Annotated in this window: 17 protein-coding genes; 1 reads left to right on the forward strand and 16 read right to left on the reverse strand. The window is 28.1% G+C overall.

Features of this window, described 5'->3' with window-relative positions; all coding sequences use genetic code 11:
• Positions 1–502 precede the first annotated feature (502 nt).
• The 12 genes from KGF46_RS13530 to KGF46_RS13585 all read right to left on the reverse strand — a co-directional run bounded on the left by KGF46_RS13530 (position 503) and on the right by KGF46_RS13585 (position 17,539).
• Positions 503–1,498 (reverse strand): type II toxin-antitoxin system antitoxin SocA domain-containing protein, encoded by a 996-nt coding sequence (locus KGF46_RS13530; protein WP_227828969.1) that lies wholly within the window; start codon positions 1,496–1,498, stop codon positions 503–505.
• A 91-nt stretch (positions 1,499–1,589) separates the two neighbouring features.
• Complete coding sequence (locus KGF46_RS13535; protein ID WP_021416112.1) at positions 1,590–2,006, reverse strand: hypothetical protein; 417 nt, start codon at positions 2,004–2,006, stop codon at positions 1,590–1,592.
• Between the two features lie 205 nt (positions 2,007–2,211).
• Positions 2,212–8,283 carry a hypothetical protein gene (locus KGF46_RS13540; RefSeq protein WP_227862052.1) on the reverse strand — a complete coding sequence of 2,024 codons (6,072 nt, stop codon included), beginning with the start codon at positions 8,281–8,283 and terminating at the stop codon, positions 2,212–2,214.
• Positions 8,284–8,508: 225 nt separating this feature from the next.
• Positions 8,509–8,688, reverse strand: a complete 180-nt coding sequence (locus KGF46_RS13545) for a hypothetical protein (protein WP_227862053.1) — start codon at positions 8,686–8,688, stop codon at positions 8,509–8,511.
• An 803-nt stretch (positions 8,689–9,491) separates the two neighbouring features.
• Entirely contained in the window at positions 9,492–9,647 is a 156-nt protein-coding gene (locus KGF46_RS13550; protein ID WP_219674143.1) for a hypothetical protein, read from the reverse strand.
• Positions 9,648–10,220: 573 nt separating this feature from the next.
• A complete protein-coding gene (locus KGF46_RS13555) occupies positions 10,221–11,729 on the reverse strand; it encodes a phage tail tape measure protein (protein WP_227862054.1) in 1,509 nt (502 codons plus the stop codon).
• Positions 11,730–11,792: 63 nt separating this feature from the next.
• Positions 11,793–12,359, reverse strand: a complete 567-nt coding sequence (locus KGF46_RS13560; protein WP_227862055.1) for a hypothetical protein — start codon at positions 12,357–12,359, stop codon at positions 11,793–11,795.
• Between the two features lie 226 nt (positions 12,360–12,585).
• On the reverse strand, positions 12,586–13,299 hold the full coding sequence (locus tag KGF46_RS13565; protein WP_227862056.1) for an SHOCT domain-containing protein: 714 nt from the start codon (positions 13,297–13,299) through the stop codon (positions 12,586–12,588).
• 55 nt (positions 13,300–13,354) lie between these two features.
• A complete protein-coding gene (locus KGF46_RS13570) occupies positions 13,355–14,497 on the reverse strand; it encodes a hypothetical protein (RefSeq protein ID WP_227850696.1) in 1,143 nt (380 codons plus the stop codon).
• A 99-nt stretch (positions 14,498–14,596) separates the two neighbouring features.
• Positions 14,597–15,127 carry a hypothetical protein gene (locus KGF46_RS13575; protein ID WP_227850695.1) on the reverse strand — a complete coding sequence of 177 codons (531 nt, stop codon included), beginning with the start codon at positions 15,125–15,127 and terminating at the stop codon, positions 14,597–14,599.
• Positions 15,128–15,357: 230 nt separating this feature from the next.
• Entirely contained in the window at positions 15,358–16,620 is a 1,263-nt protein-coding gene (locus tag KGF46_RS13580) for a hypothetical protein (RefSeq protein ID WP_227862057.1), read from the reverse strand.
• Positions 16,621–16,723: 103 nt separating this feature from the next.
• Positions 16,724–17,539, reverse strand: coding sequence for a phage antirepressor KilAC domain-containing protein (locus KGF46_RS13585; protein ID WP_227862058.1), 816 nt, complete (start codon positions 17,537–17,539; stop codon positions 16,724–16,726).
• Positions 17,540–17,793: 254 nt separating this feature from the next.
• On the opposite strand from KGF46_RS13585, the gene KGF46_RS13590 reads away from it, so the two are divergent.
• Positions 17,794–18,531, forward strand: coding sequence for a helix-turn-helix domain-containing protein (locus tag KGF46_RS13590; RefSeq protein ID WP_227862059.1), 738 nt, complete (start codon positions 17,794–17,796; stop codon positions 18,529–18,531).
• 238 nt (positions 18,532–18,769) lie between these two features.
• On the opposite strand, the gene KGF46_RS13595 is transcribed toward KGF46_RS13590, so the two are convergent.
• From KGF46_RS13595 to KGF46_RS13610, 4 genes are all read right to left on the reverse strand, one after another.
• Positions 18,770–19,543 carry a hypothetical protein gene (locus KGF46_RS13595; protein WP_227854749.1) on the reverse strand — a complete coding sequence of 258 codons (774 nt, stop codon included), beginning with the start codon at positions 19,541–19,543 and terminating at the stop codon, positions 18,770–18,772.
• 20 nt (positions 19,544–19,563) lie between these two features.
• Complete coding sequence (locus tag KGF46_RS13600) at positions 19,564–20,751, reverse strand: ATP-binding protein (RefSeq protein ID WP_227854748.1); 1,188 nt, start codon at positions 20,749–20,751, stop codon at positions 19,564–19,566.
• A gap of 322 nt (positions 20,752–21,073) precedes the next feature.
• Positions 21,074–21,862, reverse strand: a complete 789-nt coding sequence (locus KGF46_RS13605; RefSeq protein ID WP_227825785.1) for a BRO family protein — start codon at positions 21,860–21,862, stop codon at positions 21,074–21,076.
• 120 nt (positions 21,863–21,982) lie between these two features.
• Positions 21,983–22,153 carry a ribbon-helix-helix protein, CopG family gene (locus KGF46_RS13610; RefSeq protein WP_227825784.1) on the reverse strand — a complete coding sequence of 57 codons (171 nt, stop codon included), beginning with the start codon at positions 22,151–22,153 and terminating at the stop codon, positions 21,983–21,985.
• Positions 22,154–22,238 lie beyond the last annotated feature (85 nt).

Here is a 22,238-nt window from a genome sequence, read left to right on the forward strand (position 1 = left end):
ATAATGGTAAATTATGGTATAATATTTTTAGAGACTACATAGAAAACTATTAGGGTGAATTTTCATTTACATAAGCCTTCCCAAGTCAAATCAAGAGGGGAGGTGATATTATGAAATATCTAATTTTATTGTTAACAATAATTACATTTCTTACAACTATAATTATTAGTTTTACTAGATTAGTGAGGAATGTAAATAAACTTCTTAAAGAGATAGACGAGTTTAAGAAAACGTTGCAAAAAATTAAGAATCACCCGAACGGGCATTCAGGTGATTCTTCCTCTAATTAATACTTAGCTTATTTATGAAGAGACACCCTACCGCAAATAGTTTGTAGTCTCTTTTTTTTATGTCTTTAATGATATAAATTATATCATTTATATTACTATTATACTCTAATATTGTCATAATAGTCAATGTTGTTATAATTGACAATGCAGAGAAATAAAAATCATTCTAACTATAGAATGTTTTCTCATTGATATTTATATTATGTCTAACATTAACTTTGAATCTTTTTAAATAAATCAGAACTATAGTCATTTATATCAGATATATTTATTATACTATACTTAGATTTTATATTATTAAAGTATTCGTTAATAACCTCTTTTTCTATAACATTACTAGAAGATTCATATTTGCCTAAGCCTTGTCTATTAATAACCCAAGGTTTTTCCTCATGTGTCATTCTTTCTAACATTTTTCCACTATAGCATCCAAAGTATTTAATCACAGCATCAACAATCTTTTCTTCCATATCATTATCTAATGAAATTATATTGTTTTCATACTCTATTTGATTTCTTCCAAAATCTCTATATTTCTCATATACATTTCTGTATACAGGGCCATGAACCCATGCTTCACAATCATCATCAAATAAATTATTCTTAGTAAATAATCTAGTAAATGCTTGTGAATAGTATAATAGTTTTTGTAAAGCTAGAGGTGTTATCTCTTCACATTTTGATATTATATATTCAGCCACAGCTCCTATTTTATCATTCTTTAAAAATAATTCTCTTTCTTCTATTTCCAAGATGGACTCTCTACATTTTCTATATGCTACTTTAGTTATATTTTCTTTATTTGACTCTAATATATCTTTCATTTCAGTCGAATTGTTGAGTATTGACTTTAACTTGTCAGAATATGATTTTGTAGGAATATCTCCTTCTAAGTATCTAGTTATTGTAACCTCACCCCATCCTAACAACAATGAAAGTGGTTTTTTACCAATATTATATTTTTCTAATATGTCTCCAATTTCTTCTTTGCTGATTATGTTATCCATTTCAGCAATCTTAGAATATAAAGATTTTAAATTTTCATCATTAATTTCACTTACATAAACCATTTCTCCACATTCTTCACAGAACGCTTCTTTCTTTTGGTATTTAACTTCTTTTCCTCTAACTTTTTTTATTTCCTCTTTTGACTTAACAGTGTAAGTAACATCATATAAGCAAAATTCACAGAATGTTTTTTCTCTCATAGTGTGCTTGCCTCCTATTTAACTTAGAAATATAAATCTATATACCTCTAAATTCCCCTTATTATAAGTATTGACCTCTTTTATGGTTTTCTCATTCTTTTTTATACATATAATTAATTTTATCATTAGCCTTATGAAAAGATATTACGATAACAAATTTACCTTCGCTCTTCATATTTTCTTCTATACAAAATTTTATATACGTTTCAACATCTTCTACTTCATTATTTAAACAAGTCAATCTATATGTTTTACCAAAAAAATAGACAAGTTTATTTCTATCTTTTACATGGAAATCTTTTTTTGAGAAGTCTTCAATAGTTAAACTCTTTAACATTTCTAGTTGAGTGTTTTCATTCAAATTGTAATTTTCTATAAAATCATCATTCTCTTTTCTTTTGAGACCTCTAGATATTATAAAACATCTTTTTTCTAGACATGTTTTAAATTCATTTAAAATTTTTTCAACATGTTCTTTTTCAAAATTTAATTGTATGTTTTTTTCCAATACGCTTTTCTCCTTAAGTTTATTTACACTTAATTCATACAGTCAACTGTTCCCCTTAATTTATTCAATCTACATATAGCAATAAAGATTAAAATCTCATACAATTATATTGTAATACTTTTTTTAAATAAAATCAAGTTATATAGTATAAATAGTATCATTTATTATAATTTTATTTTGATATTACATAAAATAGTATCATTTATTATGATTTAATATTTTCTACTATTTTTCTATAAACTCTATTCTCTAAATCTCTACCAAACTTCTCTAAGTCTTTCATTGAATCTTTAGTTACATTTCCTTGCACAACAAAGAACGGTGAGTTAAAGTTGACTGATGATGTTGGAGAAGCACTTCTTGAACGAGAATTTGAAGGTGGTGTGTAATTAGGCATAGCAAATTTACTTAAATCCAACTCATCTAATATGTCATTAATATCTTCTAATGTTTCCTTTCCTTCTTTTAGCTTATCAAGCCATTCTTGTTTAGTGACAGAACCCATTGCCAACATACCATCTTCGTATTTATTAATATATTCAATGATAGCATCTTGAAGTTTCTTAACTTCTCCATCAAGACCTACAAACTTACCAGAACTGATTGCTTCATTAATTAAATCAACTAAGTTTTCATCTGAGTATTTTTTCTCTAACTCTTCTTTTAGCTTATCCGCTTCCTCTTGTAGTCTATCAGATTCCTTATCATACATATCATTAACTTGGTCGTCTACATGGTCTTGTACTAAATCCTGTAATTTCTTCTGTTCTTCCTTTAATTGTTTTTGTAAATCTTTAAGTTTCTTCTGACCACTTAAAGAACTATCTCTTTCAGCTATTGCTATTTGTTTTTCTAAATCACTTATTACATCTTGTTGTTCTTCATAATCATCTTGATATTTGGCTTCTTTTCTTGAATCATTGTAAGCATCTTGTTGCTTTTTAAGAGAATCAATTTTGGCTTTAGTTTCCTTATCTATTTCTTTAAGTCTCTCTTCAAGCTCTTTTTTATACATGTCTCTAATTTTCTCTTGTAGACTCTGAGCTTCTTTAAGCTGGTCTTTATAAGCATCTTTATAAGCTTCATTTAAATCTTCTATTTCTTCTTTATTTTGCCTAATCTGCTTATTAGCATCAGGTAAATCTTTGAGAAGTAAATCTAAATATTTTTGAGCATTTTCTTCTATTTCTTTATATTTATCTGCGTCTTTATTTTCTTTTAAAAATTCTAATCGTTGTCTATAATTTTTTATATCTTTACCATCAGCAGAAAATTCAAACCCTTCTTTTGACAACCCTTCTCTTAACTCTTTTGCAGTATCCTCATATACTTTAATAACATCTTTAATTTCTTTAGCTTGTTTAGCTAATAATTCTTTTTTCTTTTCAATTAAGTCTAACTTTTCATCGCCTTCAGCATTTTTCATAAGAATGTCTATTAAATCTATTTCATTTTGTATTTCAGTAACATGTTTTTGTGCTGAGGTTAAATCAGCTTCTCGTCCAATCTCTTTTAATTCTTTTTTAAATTCTTCTGCTGCTCGAGTTGATTCTATAAGAGAATTTGTTACCTCTTGTTGAGCATCTGCAACTTTCGGTATCTCAGTAAAAGCAATCTTTAAATATTCCTCAACAACTTTTTTCTCTTCTTCTATTTTCTTCTTACGTTCTTCACTCTTTTTACTACCTTTGTCACTCTCTGATTGTTTATCTAACTTCTCTAATTCTTTTTCTAATGATATTAGTTTTTCTTCATAACTAGTTAAGTTATCATCATCTGAAAAAGTGTACTTGTAATCTTTTTTAAGTCTATCTTTTAATCTATTCTTTTGAGTGTTAAGTGCCTTATCTTTTTGGTCTAATAACGTTAGTTCTTCTTTATATAAAGCATTTTGTTCTTCAAGATATTTAAGTTTATCTTTTCCACTTGCATATTTCATTTTCTTATCTAAAAGAGATATTCTATCTGTAACTTTAGATATTGCATTTTCTAATTCTTTTAGTAACTCAATGCTATATTTTACTGCTGCATCAATAGATTTTGTATCTAATGCTATTTTAGGAGTTTTAGTTATACGAGAGAATTTTTCTGTAAGAGTTTTGATTGGAGATGTGACTCTTGACACTGCTCTTGAGAATAAGGATGGTTTTGTTACAGGAGTTTCGTCACTTATTGGTGCTGGTTCTGATGCTCTAGGTTGGGCTGATAGATTTGTTGGAATCGGAGTTCCATTAGTAACAGAGGTACGTTCAGTTTTATTGGTCTTATCTGAACTACTTCCTCCACCTCCACCAGAAGAATTAGTTACTTTATTAGTTACAAATGTAGTAGTGAATGTTTTTCCTGCATAACTTGATTTAAATGACTCTATCTTCCTAACAAGTCCCGATATGTTCTTTGCGGCGGTTGAGGTTAAGGCACTAAATGTAGTTTTTATATTCTTGCCACCATATCGGCTGACATAACTTTGTACTTTGGATATTAATCCAGTGACATTCTTTGAGGCTTGGGCTGTTTCAGTTCTAAATACAAGTGTAGATACTTTTAAAGCTAAGAATTGTTTTACTCTAGCTATAAGTCCAGAAATGTTTTTTGCACCTTGAGAAGTTTCTGCATTAAGATTTACGTTATAACTATTTTGACCAAACTCTTCAGCTTGTTGTCCTAATGATGCTATTTTACTTGCAGTATCTTCTAAACCAATAGCTCCTACAACTGGTTCAACTTTTTCACCATTAAGTTCATCCATCTTTTGTTTAGTGCTATCTAATTCATCTTTACCCTCATTGTTTAAAGAAAGTTCTACAACTTTTATAGGTGATATGCCTTGTATAAATTCAGCAGTTTGTTCTGCCTCTTCTTTACCTTCAGTTTTTACATCAACAGTTGGAGTGGCTGTCTTACCATTTAACTCATCAAGTTTTTGTTTAGTACTGTCTAACTCTTCTTTGTTAGTTACTTCGGGTTTTACTTTAAGTATACAAGGTTCATTATTCTCAAAATCAAAACCAGGAACTTCGCCATTTTCTAAGCCTTGTACTTTAGCACTTACTAGAAGTTCAGCATTAGTACCATCTCCATTTTGAACCTTATCAATGGTTTCTTCTGCTTCTTCTTTGCCCTCAGTTTTTACCGTAAGTTCTGCATTATGATTTCCTTTTGCTTCATCTAAATCTTTTTTAGTTTCCTCTACATCTTCTTTACCTTTAACTTCTATGCCTAGCATTTTCTTTATATTATCAGGTAGATTATTTACATTTTTTATATCTTCTAATACACTTGGATTAGCAATAGCCATTTTTAATATGGCAGTTTTTTTATCTGGATATTTTTCTATAAGTTGATTTACTTTATTTATCTCGCCAGGATTATTTACTATAAAATTATATATTAAATCTTTTTGCCCTTCTGGAGTATTATTATAAAGCTCTGTAGCACTTTGTATTTTTTCAGGATTTTCAACCATAAATTTAAGTATTTGTTTCTTCTGATTTCCATCTTTTAAGCTATCATATAGTTTGATTCCGTCTTGCAATTTATCCGGATTTTCTGTTGCAAATTCTAAAGCTAACTTTTTAGATTTACTATCAGATATTCCATTATAGAACTTTTCAAAGGAATCTAATTGCTCTGGATTTTTTACTATAAAATCTATTGCGACTTTTCTATCTTTTTTATTCAATCCATCAAGTAAGTTTTTGATATTTCCTATTTTATTTATATTTATACTTCCATCATTTATTTTTCCTTGTATTGATTCTGGAAGTTTATCATATAATTCTTTTAATTTTTCTAACTTTTCATTACCTTCAACACCAACATTATATTGAAGTCTTTTATTTTCTGGGATTTTCTTAATTGCTTCATCTAAACTTTTAACTCCTTGAAAAGCATCTCCTGAATTATTTATAAAATCAATTTTCTTTTCAGCAGGAACTTTTTCTAATGCACTATTTAAAGCATTTAGAGATTCAACAGAACCAGATATACCCTTACTTTCTATAGCTTTTTTTAATGAATCTTTTGTGACATTCTTTTCATCATCATCACTCTTATTTTCATTTTTATCTAAAATATTTTGTAAGGCCTTTTTAGCTTCTTTGGCTTCTTTTTCTAACTCTTTTCTATCTGTTTTAAAATCAATTGGTATTTTAGGTCTATTCTCTTCCTTTTGATAATATTCAGCTAATTGTTTTAACTCTTCTTTACTTATTATTTGATTTTCTCCAATTTTTATTGGAGCATCTATTTTCTCTGGTTTAACTTTTCCATTAAATATATCATTTAATTGATTTGCTACATAGTCAGGAAGTTTACCTTCATTTTGAATTGTAGTTGATACCTTCATAAGTATCTGTTGCTCAAATTCAGTAGCATTATTATCCTTACCTAAAATTCCTCTTATCATTTCTTTTACTTGCTTAGGAAGGTTGGTATGTGTTTCACCTTCATTAATTTTAATAAGGGATGATATATCAATTTTTCCATCAGGATTGTTTATAGTTTCACTAATAAAGTTATTTAAGTCATCAAATTGACTTTTAAGTTTTATTGCTATTCCATTTTCATTTTCAAGTTCAGCAGTAGATGAATCATAAGAAGTTAAAAAGGCATGTAATGCTTCTGCTGTAGCAGTAGATTCACCACGAAGATTCTGTAACCCTTTCTCCAAGAGTTTCGTATCTATTGGTTCTTTACCAGCAGCTACTAGCGTTTTATTAATTTCTCTTCCTACTGCATCAACTGCATTGGCATATTCTACAGCATCTCCACCAGCTTTATAATTTGTATTAGCCTCTTGCAGTCTTTTATTCCACTGTGCCAGTTTAGGGTCGTTATCGCTTATTATAGAACTCAATCTATCGAAACCTGATACAAGTACGTCCTGTTCTGTAACAGATATATCATGCCAGTTGAAGACATCCATTAGCTCGTTAATTTGACTTTTAACATTGTTTGTAGCATTTTTATAATTAGATTTTTCTGCTATTTTATCAAAAGATACTTGTTGTATTTCTGCCTCTGCAAGATTATATTCATCCATAAGTTCTTTTGCTTCTTGATTTTTCTCAGCAATTAAATTATTTCTTTTTTCATAAGCTTTTTTATACTCTTTTAATGATTTTTCAATTGCCTTTGTTTTAAATGGCATATCACCTTTTCCAAAAGCTTTATCTAAATCATTTTTATTATCACTTAATTTTTCAATATATTTGTCATTAAGTTTATCTATGTCTTCAGTTTGTTTAGGAGCTAAATTCATAGCATTAAGACCAGTATTATATCTTTCAGTTTTCAAAAGTTCATTTTTTTCTTTAATAGCTAATTGTAATTTACCTATGGCTTCATCTAAAGACCCTGAAAATGCAAGTATAGGATTTCCCTCTTCATCATATCCAGCAACTAAATCAGGAGAAATATCAGCTATTTGTTTTTGTAACTGTTTAAATCTTTCAAGCTCATCAGATGTCTTATTAGTCTTATTGTAAAGCTTATTGTATTCTTCTGATAATGCTTTTAAACTTTGTTGTTGTTGAGATAATGTACTAATCTCACTTTTAATATTTTCTACATTTTCTCTATGCTTTTGGGCAGATATTTCATATCTTCTATTCCACTCATCATATTTTTGAATAAGCATTGTTATTCCAGATATAATTGCACCTATTGCAAATCCAGATAAAAGAGAACTTCCTATTGATGTTGCAAAGTTTTTAAACTTTGACCCCATACTTTTACCTAAATTAGATATTTCAGTAATAGAGGTTCTACCTGCTACTTTTAATTTATTCATAGCTCCTGTAGCACCATTTACTTCTTGTTTAACTTTATTATATGATGTTGCTAATTTTGATACTTTTTTTACACTTTCATCAGTACCTTTATCTGCATTATTATTTATTGTGGTAGTTTGAGTTTGTGCTTTTTTCTCTTTGCTTTGCTCTCTTAATTTTTTTAACATTGCAAAAGATGTTATTGTGGCTGGTAGTAACATATCCATTTTATCTAAAGATTTTATAACTTTATCTATACCTTCAGATAAATTGATTAATCCATCTAACATACCATATATCATGTCAGAGTTAGCCAATGTACTAAATATAGATACCCATGTTTCTTTTAGATGGTTTAATCTACCTGCTAAACTATCTAAGTATTGTGCATTTTCAGTTTCAGCACTACCAAACTGTAAACCTTGCGAAAATTCACTTCTTATTTCTTTAAAAGTCTCATAATTGCCCATTAAGGATTGGAATATAGCTGCTTGTTGCTTCACATTGTTATCGTAAAGGCTTTTTATCCTCTACTTCTTATAGTTTCCTATAAGGTCAGCATATATTTTCTACTTAAAGTTAAGTAGTCGAACACTCTTGGGAATATTATTGTTTCCTTCTATCACTCAATTCCTATGCGTTACGGTTCTAGGTGGTATTCCTAGTTACCTCGGTGTTAACATATTTAAAATAAACTTAGTCTTCACCGATTTTGCTCGATAATAATTCTAAATATCACTACTTAGAACGGCAAATAATTTACCTGCAATTGCTTCAGCTAATCCTTTTTGTTCGTCTTCTCTGAGTTCTCCCCATTTAGCTTTGACCTCATCTAAGACTTCAACCATATTCTTTAATTCGCCAGTATCTTTATCTTTGTATATTGTAATACCAGCTATTTCTTTCAACCCCATAGCAGTTTTATTTAATTCGAGATTTCCGTCTCGTGCATTTATTTTCATCCCGGCTAAATTTATTGCAACTGATTTTAGCCCATTACCTACCTTTTCAGGATTTTGTCGATATCTTCAATTAGGTTCGTTAATCCTAACCAGTTCTCTTATGAACTTCTTTATATCTCTATAAAGACGAGACTATATCTTCATCCACTAAGGATGCTCTCTGTTTCGATTCACTTGAATCTACATAATAGTCGTTGAACCTTCTCCCATATGGAGCTTGGATGCTGATTGTCCAATCTAACTAATTTTTAAACATTCACATTTATTGTTTCCAATTATGTTGTAGTTTAGTTAGCTCTAAGGAGTTTCCAGCAGTTAAGAGAGTTTTTAACTACATATTACTATATAGTGCGACTTACATTAATCGCTTCATTTGTTGCTGTTATCATACCCACCGTATCGCCTAAACTAACTCCATATTCATGAAGTACTGAACCCCCACGTTTCATCGCTTCAGCAACTCCAGACGTTCCAATTGCATAATTATTCCCTGCATAGTTTCAAATTGTTATCCTACAAGCTTTTTATCTCATAGTTCTTACATTTCTTATTCATGTAAGTTCAGCATATATTTTTACCTTCATCTTAAATGTTAAGGTAGAGGATACTCTTGGAGGAATTATATTCTATTTCTAGGTTCATCCTCTATGCGTTACATTACTAATAGCTCTTTAATTCTACCAGTTAACTCGGTATTAGCATCTCAGCCTTCACCGATTTTACCCTCTCATAATATTAGATGTTTCTATCTAACACGCCAAACAATTTAGCATATCCATTGCAGCAGTTAATTCTGTTGTTTTTTTTGTTGTATTCCCAACTTGGACTTGCATTTCTTTAAGTGGTTCTATTCTAAATCCATTGATTATTGTATTTACAGCAGATGAAGCGTCATCAACACTCATATCCTTTTATACCCTTGATTTCTCAATATTTATTGAGGGAATAGACTATACCATCATCCATTTAGGATGCTCATTGGTAGTCGTTGAGAGCTTACCATATTCTTTTTCTTGAACTTAGGTCTATCTCTGCTGATTGTCCAATCCTTAATGTTTTCAGATGATGTATAAGTTTCCAAATACATCTACTAATTAAGGCTCTAAGGAGTTTCCAGCATATTCTGAGTTCAATTGTACATTACTGTACAAAGGGGCTATTATGTTAACCTACATTAGCGAGTATCATTGATTGTCTTGCGGCAGCTATACTCTCTTGCATCAAATCGTTATTAACCAGTAGTTTTTTATCTACTGCTCTGGAGGTTTCCCTCATTTTCATCAGTTGGTCAATTCCAACTCAGTTTAGCATATATTTTCACCTTCAACTTAATGTTAAGGGCTAAGGACTCTTGGAGATATTATATTCTATTTCTAGTTTCAATCTCTATGCGTTACGGTTGTTAAAACTCTTTAATTTTTTAACTTACCTCGGTATCAACATATCTAAGACTTAGTCTTCACCGATTTTCCTTAGTTCTAATTATATATTTCTATATAATGAGGCATGAATATACCTCCAATTCCTGCTTGTAAAGATGCTGCTATTGATTCCTGAACCTGTGATGTTGTCATTCCAACTTCTTTAGCTGTTTGATTAGCTTTACTTCTTATTTCATCCAGTTTTTGTACTGAATTTATGTCAACTGGGTCAGCAACCTTTTTTAAATCTGTCATAGTTTTATCTAATTCTTTATAAGTTGATACAACACCTCTTATTGCATTTTGTAATTGCATTGCTGCCATATTACCAAGAGTAAAATAAGAAAAACTACGTGTGAAATCATTAAAAAACTTATTTACACCTTTTCCACTTGAACTTAATGCAGTAGTTGACTTATTCATGTTATTTATAGCTCTTTGAATTTGTTCTAATTTACTAACTTTTTGGTCTAGGGGTAAATTAGCTAATTGCATTAATTCTTTTTCAAGCTTTTCAATTCCTGATGTTGATTGTCCTAACTCTAATGCACTTTGTTTTAATCTTTTTAAATCAGATATTGCTTTATCAAAATTAAATTGAAACTCTGATTTTGTTTTAGAAACATTGGCGGCACTTTGAACTTCTTTAAGCTTTAATTCTAAATTTTCTAAATCAGCAATAGCTTTTTTTAACTCATCACCAGTAAGATTTTTTAAATCAAGACTTTTTAACTTTTCTGCTTGAGATAACAATCCACTTAAAACATTTTTATCTGCGTATTTATTTCCACTAAGTTGTTTCAATTTATTTATAAAACCATCAACACTTTTTTGCATTGAGTTAAATTGTGATTCTACTTTAGAATTAACTTCAGGTATTTTTAAATTAGCCATAACCGATTGGACTGATTGAAAATCAGCTAATAATTTTGATATTCCTCTAAAACCCAAATTCTCCAATTTTATATTAGATAAATTATTTAATTGCTTTGATACAGAATCTATTATTGCAGATTGTTTTTCATCAAGAATATGAGTCTGCTTGAATTTAGCAATTTGATTCTGAGCCTTTTGAATATCTCCTTGAATTTTTTGAAATGTAGAAGTCAAGGTACGTTGCATATTTTCGTACGATGAACTATCTATTTTAGCTTTTCCTTGTAACCCTTCTAGTGCTGAGCCAACAGTTTGTATCTTACCTAAAACACTAGATAATTGTTTTTCTAAAACTGCATATGATTGTACATTAGTAGTCTTAGACATTTGTTTTTCAATTGAATTCTTTGTATTAATTAATTTTTGATATTCTGATAATAAACTATTAACACCTGAGTTAGAACCCTTAGTTGATTTGCCACCAAATAGTCCATTTTGCGTCTCTCTGCTAAGTTTATTAATTTGACTTAAAACAGTTTCTAATTGCTTTAAATTATTTAGAGATGAGGTATTCATTTCTACATTTAATTTTATATTATTTTCTTTCGCTGAAGTCTGTAATGATTTCAGTTGGGCTTTAGCTTTTTCATCATCTAGTTCTATACTGGTCTTAATTTTAAATTCACTCATTAAATCACACTCCTTTTTTTACATAAAAAAATAGACAGTAAGTTTACTGTCTATTTTTAATACTTATAGTACATTCTCATGAACGAGGTCAGATACTTTTGAATTAGAATCTTTCATTTCTTTTATTTCCTCTTCATTGTATTCTAACTTTTCCCCTTTGTCTAATATATCTCCATATATATCTAAGCCTTTATTTAAGAATTTTTTTGAATTTGACAACATTTCAAAACCTTTATCAACCTCCTCTTTTGAAAGTGATTTATAATAATCATCAGTTTTAATTTTATATTTGATATACTTATTTAATCTTTTTATATTTATATCATTTACAATCTTTCTTTTTTCTTTTAATGTTTCTTTAGCCTTATTTAATGCTTCTTCATCAAAAGTAATTTTTACCGCTCTGCTATTATTTATATTTCCCTCAAATTCTATATTATCATTTTCATAATAAATATCATAAAATATTTCTTCACACCATTCACTATCAATCTCATCAGTAATCTTTTCTAAGTTATTCCATTCTTTCTCACACTTAGCTAATTCTTTCTCAGATAAATCATCACTACATCCAACAACTCCAAATCCTAATATACCAATCATTAAAATCAATAATATCTTCTTAAACACAACATCTCCCCCATTCTGATATATTAATTATATCAAGAATATACCATTAGGAAAATTATTACAATTCGACATTATTTTCTTTTGCAGATGTCTTCAGTGATGCTAATTGTTTCCTAGCTTTTTTATCATCAAGTTCTATACTGGTCTTAATCTTAAATTCTTCTGCCATTTAACCAACTCCTTTTTAAGCATAAAAAAAGACAGTTAATATACTGTCTTAATATTTTTATTTAATTTTATCTAATAATACTTTTTTCTTTTCATTGAATTCCTCTTCTGTTAATATATCTTGGTCTTTCAAACCCTGTAATTCTTTTAATGCATTTGAAATTTTAGATATATCCTCATCATCATCTTTTTTTATATCATTGTTACTTTCTACTTTAGCGTTTTTAAATTTATTTGCTTCATTCTCTACAACTAGTTTAAATCTTTCCATTTCTTTTATTTTTTCTTGAATATCTGCATTATTTATATTTTTATGTTCTGGAATATAAAATACTTCATAAGTATTAAGTTCAAATATCAAAGTTAAATATATTTTTTCTACAAAAGTATATTTATCATATGTAGGAACTATTGATATTATTCTCATTTGATTTTTTTCACTAACTTGCATGTTAAATTTAATGCTTACTAAATCTTCTATATTTTTTTTAGCTGCTGTCTTAAATCCAGCATGAATAATAGATATTTTTCCGTTATTGCTTAATATCACACTATCACTACCTGAGTTACCAAAAGCTTGACATTTAGCCATTGAAATATTTTTTTGTATCGCCTGTTCTACTTTTGTTTTTTCTCTATTTCTTTCTGCTATTCTTTTTAATCGCGCTTCTTTTTCTCTAGCATTATCTATTGCATTTTTTATAAAATAATAAATAATAAAAGAACCTACAACTACTCCTATAAAGATTAAACAACCTAAATCACCTTCCATAATATCCCCCCTATTCTGATACTTTAATTATATCAGCAATATATAATCAGGGAAACTATTGCCATTCGACATTATTTTCTTTTAACTTTTCTTCTAAAGCTATCGTAGTTATTGGTTCATCATAGTTCCAATAAATTATTTTTACATCATTTTCATCACATAATTCTTTCTTTCTTTCATCTCTTATCTTACTCTTCGTAAGACCCTCTTCTCCACCAAAAAATTCTATGCTTTTAAAATGTTGTTGACCCTGATACTCAAATCCAATTTTTAATGAAGGTATAAATATATCTAAACTTTGCCAATACAACCATGAAGGTTTATATTGAAATATTGCATCTTTAAAATATTTAGATACTAAGTCAAGTAACATTTTTTCACTTTTCCACTTGGTTTTTATAGTACCTTTTTTTATTAGTCTTGTATATATCTCGTCTTTTTTTGATTGAATCTTTTTTATGTTTCGTTTGTATTTTTTTAATATTGATTTTGTTTCTTCATGATATCTCTGAATAGGAAACATTAAATATTCTCTTAGTGCTATAAATATTTCTAATTCATTTTTTATATCATTGTTTTCTTTTATATAATCTATAACTTTTCTACCATAACCTATACGTGTATTAATAGAACCTGATTCATATTCTCCTAAAGTATTCGCAGAGAGAACTCTCCCCCAAAAATAACAAATTGAATCAATGCCTCCTAACCTATCCTGTAGATAAAACAAGTATTTAGTTTGACTAGTTACCCTCTCATCGTTTCTATTTGAAATAAGTAATTCGAAATACAAACCTCCTACATAATTTCCATTCCATTTTACTGAAGAAATAATGTCACTTATATCAGTTTCGTATATTCTATAATTGTTATTGTATAGATATTCATACAATTGGGCATAAAATTTTTTCTTTTTATTAAAAATAATTAAATAATTCTTACTTGAATCATTTTCAAATATATTTTCTAAAAGAAGATATTTATAAGAGTATTTCTCCATAACATATTTTGCAATCTCTAAACGAGTTTTTTGTTCATAGCTAAACAAATATACCAATATATCTTCACCAGTTTCTAATTTTACCTCATTACAAGTATCTTCAATTGTCTTCCCCAAATTACATATTTTTTGTGTAATAGCATTGCTTTTACAATTTTCATATGCTATTTTTAAATCATCATTAAAGTTCCAACCCATAATATCTCCCCCTATACTCTGATATTTTAATTATATCAAGTCTAAAGGAAAATTTATACTACAAAAAGAAAGTCTACTTAAAGTAGACTTCCTAATTTTCTATTCATTATCTGCTAAACTTGTAAAAGCAATTTTTTCTTCTTCATTATTCATTGCATTAATTAAGAAATTTTTAATATCAGTTATATGTTGTCTAAAATAATTTTTATTTGCTTTTTCATAAGCAAGTATTCTTTTTAATTTTCTTTCTAATTCTGCAATTAATTTCTTATTTTTTATTACATATAGTTCAGAATTATAACCTGCATACTCTCTTTCAATAAAATCATCAATAATTGGAATTACATCACTAATAAAGAATATTGATTTTGTTGTTGTTTTACCTAGATGATAATAACAAGATTCTATATTTGAATCTTCTTTATTAAGATATTTTTCTATCCTTTTCTTTGCCTTTTCATCTCTATGTGACCAATTACCCATAGGTATAGCCCAATACAGACTATCATGTTCCTTTGATTTGATTAGACAAACTATTGGTCTTTCTTTTGAGTCATTCCAAACTCCTCCAATAGCTTTAATTAATCTATAAAACTCATTCTTAGCAAAATAAATCCCCTTTTCTTCCATTTCCCCTCCATAAGAAAAAGCCCTAATTAAAGGACTTTATCTGCAATGTTTTTTGTCATACATTGCTAAATGTATTTGTATCAAACAATGTTTTTTATTGCACATTGTGAAGCATCTTTGTAACATGACAATGTTTCAGCCGTACATTGTGAAACGTATTTAATAATTATATTTATATGATACCACATTATAGCAATTAAGTCAATTTTTATGGAGGTTTAATTTTACATTTATTTTCCTATTTCTCTATCTAATATTTCTTCTATATTATCAAAATCCCAATACCATATTTCTAATAACTTATATCCATTATTTTTAGCATATTCTCTTTTTCTTCTATCATGCTCTTGTTGTCTTTTATATTGTTCTTCATCAAGTTGTCCAAAAGCTTTTCCTTCATGGTAATTACCTTGATATTCAATTAATATTTTTTTAAAGGGTATGTAAAAATCATAAGAAAGATTTTTTCCTTTTATACCTACTAAGTATTTGAATTTTTTTTGGTCTTCATATTCTATATTGTTTTTTATCAACCACTTTTCAATTTTTTGTTCACCTTTACTTTTAGCACATTTAGAGCATATACATCCTTGATTAATGAGTTTTACTGGCTTTTTCAAAAAAATCTTACCACACTTTGAACATATGAATTTATATTCTTTATTTGATTTTGGTGCTATTTCATCAGCATTATGTTTATTACTATTGCTCCAATATTTTAAAAAATGGGGATATTTAGAAGCAAAGCTATCTTTAGGATGCACCTTGCCTGATGCGAATGTATTACAATATGGACATCTACATCCTTTTATAAAATGTGAACATGCAATCATATAACTTTTATGATAATCTTTTTTAATACATTTAATCCATACTCTTAAATCTTCGTCTTTATCACTTTTTGCATTTCTATTTTTGCTTATTGTATATGGGTTAACTGTATTTTTCTCAAAATCCCAATACTTTTCTAGTGGTTCACATAATTCTTTTTCAATATAATATGCAAATGAATTTTCATATGAACCACAACATTTGGGGCATCTTTGTTTCATATTTATAAAAGAGTTTGCTAATACTTCATAAGTATTTTCACAAAACTTATGTCTTATTTGAATATAAGGAGCTTTTGCTATTTTATCTTTAGGCAATATTTCTCCTTTTCTAAAACTTCTTATATATTCATATTCCCCAGTTTTTTCAACCTCATATTTGTATCTATTTTCAATAATTTGATATTTACATTTATCACATATTAAAGATTCTCCTCTTGTTATAGTACCCCAAGTTCTCTTTTCTATTATATTTCCACATTCACATTTCCATTTATGACCATATCTATTCCCACCATATACCTCATCAACCAACTCTAACTCAACTTCATTTTCCTTCAACAACCTATTAACTTCATCTCTACACATACCCTTCTTCAACTTAACATCTTTAACCACAATCTCACCTTCTCCAAAAGGAAGATAACCTAAATCACCTTCCATATAATTACTTAAAAAACACAGATACAAAAGAATATACTATACTCACAACTCCATCGTCTAGTAAATCAATTAATCTTTTCAATTCATCTCTCATGTCATTCACCTAACAAACTTCTTCAAGTTCTATAGTAGGTAATACTCCAATAGACTTTAATTTCTTATATATCATCAATCTTCCTTTTTGAGTCCACTTAGTATTCATTTTAATGTCAGGAGTTCCATCAGCCTTTACAATATTTATTGTTTCAGAATGAGTATACCCTTTACTCTGATAATCACTATATAATAGCCATTGTCCACTCTGCTTGAATTGAATTCCTAACTCATGTAGTTTCTTATTCATAGCTTTACCACTCATGCCATAATCTTTAGCTATTTGAGTAATAGTCACTAATCCTTTGTTCCTAAGTATTAAGTCTGTATAATCTGCCTTTGGTTTAAGTTCACCTATGATTTGTTGTTGCTTATTATTTGTTAGCTCTAAAGCTTTTCTCTTTTCTCTCTCTTCTTTTAGGTCGGTTGCTAATTTAATTATAGTATCTGGATTAGATAATATTTCTTCTATCTTTGTATCAGTTAGATATGTTCCATGTTTTCTTATTGTAGGAAGAATATCATCCATTATCCAAGATTCAAACTTTTCTGCTGAAGGAAGTTTAGACCTAATTATTAATCTATAAATATCTCCTTCAGGTATTATATTCATAAGTTGTTCAAATCCAGTTATATCAACGAACTCGTGTTTCACTACCCCCTTACAATGTCTTGAAATTGCATCGTGAGGATTTTTATAACCCAACACTTTAGCAATATCAGTAGCTAAAGCATATGGTTTCCCGTCTACTTCGATAAATCTAACTTCTCCAAATAAATCATTGTCAAAACTTATTACTTCATTTTTTCTTTCATTAATCTTCATACCAATTCCTCCTATTTACATTTAGTTTAGTAATTGATATAATAATTTTTAAGTTTGAATTGATTACTATATCAATTTTATTGGAGATTCCATTGCTCGCCAAAGTTTTATGGAGTCTCTTTTTTATTTTAAAGATAACAGTTGTATATATTTTGTTATCTTAAATAAATTATAATATCATTATTCCAAAATGTCAACAATATATATACAATTATTGTCATATATGTTAAAATTATACAAAAGGAGTTGATACAATGGGAATTGGTGAAAACATAAGAACATTCAGAAAAGCTAAATTACTTAAACAAGATGAGTTAGCTAAAAAAGCTGGTATATCAAGGGTTGCTCTAGGAAATTACGAAAGAGAAGAGAGAATTCCAAGCTTAGAAATCCTTGATAAAATAGCTCTCGCCTTAGAAACATCTGCAGATATTCTTATACACCTAAATAGATTAAATTTTGATGAAATTTATAGATTAAAAATTATAGATGGTGAGTATATACCACTAACATCATATCAAAAATCTAAGATAAAGGAATCTATAGAAATTTATACATCAGAATTAGAAGACATTAATATAGATTGTATCTGGGAAAAATACACTGATAGAGCAGTTATGTATATCTTATTAGATGAGTATGATAAAGCAATTGATGATTATACTATGGCTATTGAATTGAATAATAAATATATTCAGGGATATTTAGATAGAAGTAATCTTTATAACTTTATTGGACTTAATAATCAGGCGCTTATAGATTTTAACATGGCAATCGAATTGGATCGTAAACAAGGTCTAGAATTAAAATATAAAAAAAATAAATCATTACTTTCTAATTCTAAACTTAATAACTCTATAAAAGATGTAGAACATTTAATTCCAAAATCTGTTTCTCTACACAATAAAATAGACCTACTAGATGATGATTGTCTAGATATAATTTCTAATCTAGTAGATAAACTAATACAAGATAAAAACAATCTAAAATAAGTATCTCAACAACTAGAGGTACTTATTTTTTATTTGTAATACATTGCAATTATCACTGTCATACCTCTGTCATCATTGATATTACTAATGTATAGTATTCATCTTCTAACTCTATTCTAATTTCTCCACTAAATCAATACAATAAAAAATCCCCTATTATTAAAATAGAAGGATTCTCTATAATCTCTACATTATGTAGTCTATCATGCAGATTCAAATGAAATTATCACAAATTACTTTATAAATTTATAGGTTGAATAACTATTGTTTCAATATTTTTATTTTCACTACATCTAGTATATGTATTAACAAATGCTACTTTATTTTTTATAACTCTATTTTTATCATATATAAAGAAAAATATATTCTTATAGTTATAGTGAAATCCATCTGAACCTATTTCTTCTGTTAGCTTCTTTTCAGTCATAGATTCTCTAGAACACTTAACTTCTATAACTAAGTCATATTGTTCTATAAATATATCATATCTAATGGACGCATTTCCTGTATCATCACTGACCTCTACTCTTGAGTCTGGAAAAATAGGTTTTATAATTGAATATAAAATCCTCTGAACATCATATTCATTTCCTATTTTTATATCATTTAATTTATCTTTAGTTATATGTGCCTTCCCATGAGTATTAGCTTCATACATTTCATATATATGCATATAAAAATTACTCAGCACATTTCTTATAATCATTTTGGCGACATCTTCAGTAAATACACCCATATTACTTAAATTAGTTTTATTTTCAATTTTATTTAACAATGACCTTAAGTAAGTTGTTAACCTAGACTTAGCAGATAAGATACTTTTTCTAGTAGCCATATTAGAAAAATCATTTTCTTGATACATCAATAATCTATCAATATCAGATTTTTCAGTTTGGCTAAAAGGAATATTTAAACTATCTATATTGTCTATATACTCTTTAATTAGTCTTATATCACTCATTGCTTCTAATTCATTAAGCAAGTTTGAAATTAATTCTACTTTTTGACTCAATTTAATTTACCCCATTCTAATTAATATGTTCCCCATCTCAGATAAAATAAAAATAATGGGTCTAAAATATGAACTACATTATCTTTCCATTCTAGTACTTTATAAATACCATCCTTTTCAGTTATAATGTTTTGTATTTTATTAAGTGATTCTCTAATGGTTTTTTTATCTGGCTTTTTTATATCACATATAATTAAATCATCTATTCTTCTTTTAAGTTCATCTAATGTTAATCCAACTAAAGGAGGATTTTTCCTTATAGATTCTACTATTAATCCATATATATCTAGTTCTTTATCTATATTAGTTTTATACAACTTTCTCTTATTTCCTCTTGGATTAGGGCCTTCCTTTAGTATTTTTACAACATCATTATAATTTAAATTTATAGTTGTAAACTTATATGCTATTTCCAAAACATCTTCTGGTACTTCTTTAATATTTCCCGCATCTGAATCTATTAATGTGCATATGCTTAAACATATATACTGCATTAATTGAGGAGAGGTTAAACTTTCTATAGATATCTTTCTCGATATATCGCTTTTTATATTTATACCCAGTTCTCGAAATCCTTTTATTGCAATTTGTTCTAGCTCTGATTCTTTCCAAGGTTCTATGTTTATTGAATTAATCCTACCTGTCAAGTCTGCATTTTTTCTTATAGCATCATCTGCTCTATGAGGAAGTGATATTACTATTGCTTTAAACTCTTTTCTTATAGCATCTTTCAATTGCTGAGCTATATGTATTTGAACATCTTCTGAAGCATAATGAAAATCATCAAGTACTAACACTAATCCATTATCTTTAAAATATTCGATTACTCTGTCTTTATTTAATACAAATTTTTCAGATTTATTAATTTCTTTTTTTGATTCCATATTTCCCTTTAGATTTACCTCTCCAAATTCTCCACTAACAGATAAACCCACTTTCACTCCTATAATGTTCCAAAAATCTTCGCTATCTTTAAAATCTACTCCCGACATTTCTATAAGATTTTCTAAAGCTATAACTTTTTCACATAAAACAGTCTTACCCATCTTAGATGGGCCAATTATAGAAGTCAAATAACCAGAAACCTTTAAGGCTTGTCTTAGTCTAAGTTCATAGTCTATACCCAAATCAGTTGATTTTCTTGATACATATGTATATTCTGGAAAAGCACCTGGCTTAAAAACTTGTTCTGCCAATAATCTATTCATTTTATCACTTCCATTCATTAAACATTTATTATAATATATAAAAAACAATTTATTCTTTATTTTATATATTAACATATTTAAGTTGTCTTATACATATTTAAGTGTATTTTAAGTATGTTAAAGTACTCATTTATAGATAAAAGTACTTTAACATATATAATACATACTATTTCACCATATATTTAACTAAATCTAGTTCTATTCTAAATCACCTTCCACATAATTACTTAAAAAATACAGATACAAAAGAATACACTATACCTACAAAACCATCATCCAACAAATCAATTAACCTTTTTAGTTCATCTCTCATATTACCCTCCTAATGAGTCCAAGTATATACATCTTCCATACTCTCAATTCCATCTATCATAGCATGAACCTCATTAAATTTAGTGACTGGTATATCTTCCCACTTAGTCACATTATATTTTGAAAATAATCTTGTAACTGCTGTTCTATATGTATAGTTATAAGCATTAATATCGTGGCCTTCTATTTCTGATAACTTTGCTTTTAGTAATTTAGATAACATCATAGTATTTTTAGTCTTAAAGCCTATCATTTCTTTAATCTCTTGGAATTGCTTATCTTGTTTTTTATATTTCTTGTCTAACTTAGTTTCTATCTTATTAAATCTACTATCTATTTTTTTATCATTTTCTATTGCAACTTGTTTTATCCCAGCAAGTATACCATTGAATATCATTGGAGCAACTGTTTTTTCTAAATTATTTATATTCATATCATATGAACCAGTTTTTCTTATAGTATCTACAACATCCCATACCCAGTCCATAAAATCATCTGCTTTGGGCTGTCTACTATATCTGCATATCTCCATTACTCCTTTTGTATTATAAACTATAGTATCTCTTAGTACTTCTCTATTCCCCTCAACTGTAACCAACTTGACTACAGTTGAAAATTTATCAAGTCTATCTTTATTACGTTCATGTATTTTGCTTATTGCTATTCTTGGTTCTGAATATTCTAAAGCCATTCCTATTTGCTCTCTAGTCATTAATATGTCTTTAGTATCATTTTCATAAAAATTACACTGTACTCTTCCAAAATTTTCCGATTTAACTAATTCTAAATTATTCATCATACAAAATCCTCCCTAAATTGATTGTAAGAAGTATCACTCTATGATAGAATATTTCATAGAGAATAACTTCTTGTGTAAGTAGTCCATCTACTTTGGTCGGTGTGTGGACTACTTTTTATTTTATTTTTGTAAAAGTAAATGGATTCCCTGACGTATAGCCTCTGCTTTTGTAAGGTTATTTTTTTTGCAGTACTCCTCTAATTTTTTATGAGTTTCATTATCCACTCTAACCTTAATGTCATTTGTCTTAGGGCTTCCAACAACAGGTCTTCCCATTTTTTTAGGACTCATATCATCACCTCACTTTTGAGTTCCATAATTGGATTATATAGTTTCGGAACTCAAAAGTCAATGTATTATCCAAATTTTTCTGATT

The sequence above is a fragment of the Clostridioides sp. ZZV14-6153 genome, assembly GCF_020657855.1.
Classification (GTDB): domain Bacteria; phylum Bacillota; class Clostridia; order Peptostreptococcales; family Peptostreptococcaceae; genus Clostridioides.

Coding starts and splice junctions, on each gene's coding strand:
- KGF46_RS13530 (WP_227828969.1), bottom strand. CDS start 1,498: ATGAGAGAAAAAACATTCTGTGAATTTTGCTTATATGATGTTACTTAC.
- KGF46_RS13550 (WP_219674143.1), bottom strand. CDS start 9,647: ATGAGTGTTGATGACGCTTCATCTGCTGTAAATACAATAATCAATGGA.
- KGF46_RS13555 (WP_227862054.1), bottom strand. CDS start 11,729: ATGAGTGAATTTAAAATTAAGACCAGTATAGAACTAGATGATGAAAAA.
- KGF46_RS13565 (WP_227862056.1), bottom strand. CDS start 13,299: ATGGAAGGTGATTTAGGTTGTTTAATCTTTATAGGAGTAGTTGTAGGT.
- KGF46_RS13570 (WP_227850696.1), bottom strand. CDS start 14,497: ATGGGTTGGAACTTTAATGATGATTTAAAAATAGCATATGAAAATTGT.
- KGF46_RS13575 (WP_227850695.1), bottom strand. CDS start 15,127: ATGGAAGAAAAGGGGATTTATTTTGCTAAGAATGAGTTTTATAGATTA.
- KGF46_RS13580 (WP_227862057.1), bottom strand. CDS start 16,620: ATGGAAGGTGATTTAGGTTATCTTCCTTTTGGAGAAGGTGAGATTGTG.
- KGF46_RS13585 (WP_227862058.1), bottom strand. CDS start 17,539: ATGAAGATTAATGAAAGAAAAAATGAAGTAATAAGTTTTGACAATGAT.
- KGF46_RS13590 (WP_227862059.1), top strand. CDS start 17,794: ATGGGAATTGGTGAAAACATAAGAACATTCAGAAAAGCTAAATTACTT.
- KGF46_RS13600 (WP_227854748.1), bottom strand. CDS start 20,751: ATGAATAGATTATTGGCAGAACAAGTTTTTAAGCCAGGTGCTTTTCCA.
- KGF46_RS13605 (WP_227825785.1), bottom strand. CDS start 21,862: ATGATGAATAATTTAGAATTAGTTAAATCGGAAAATTTTGGAAGAGTA.
- KGF46_RS13610 (WP_227825784.1), bottom strand. CDS start 22,153: ATGAGTCCTAAAAAAATGGGAAGACCTGTTGTTGGAAGCCCTAAGACA.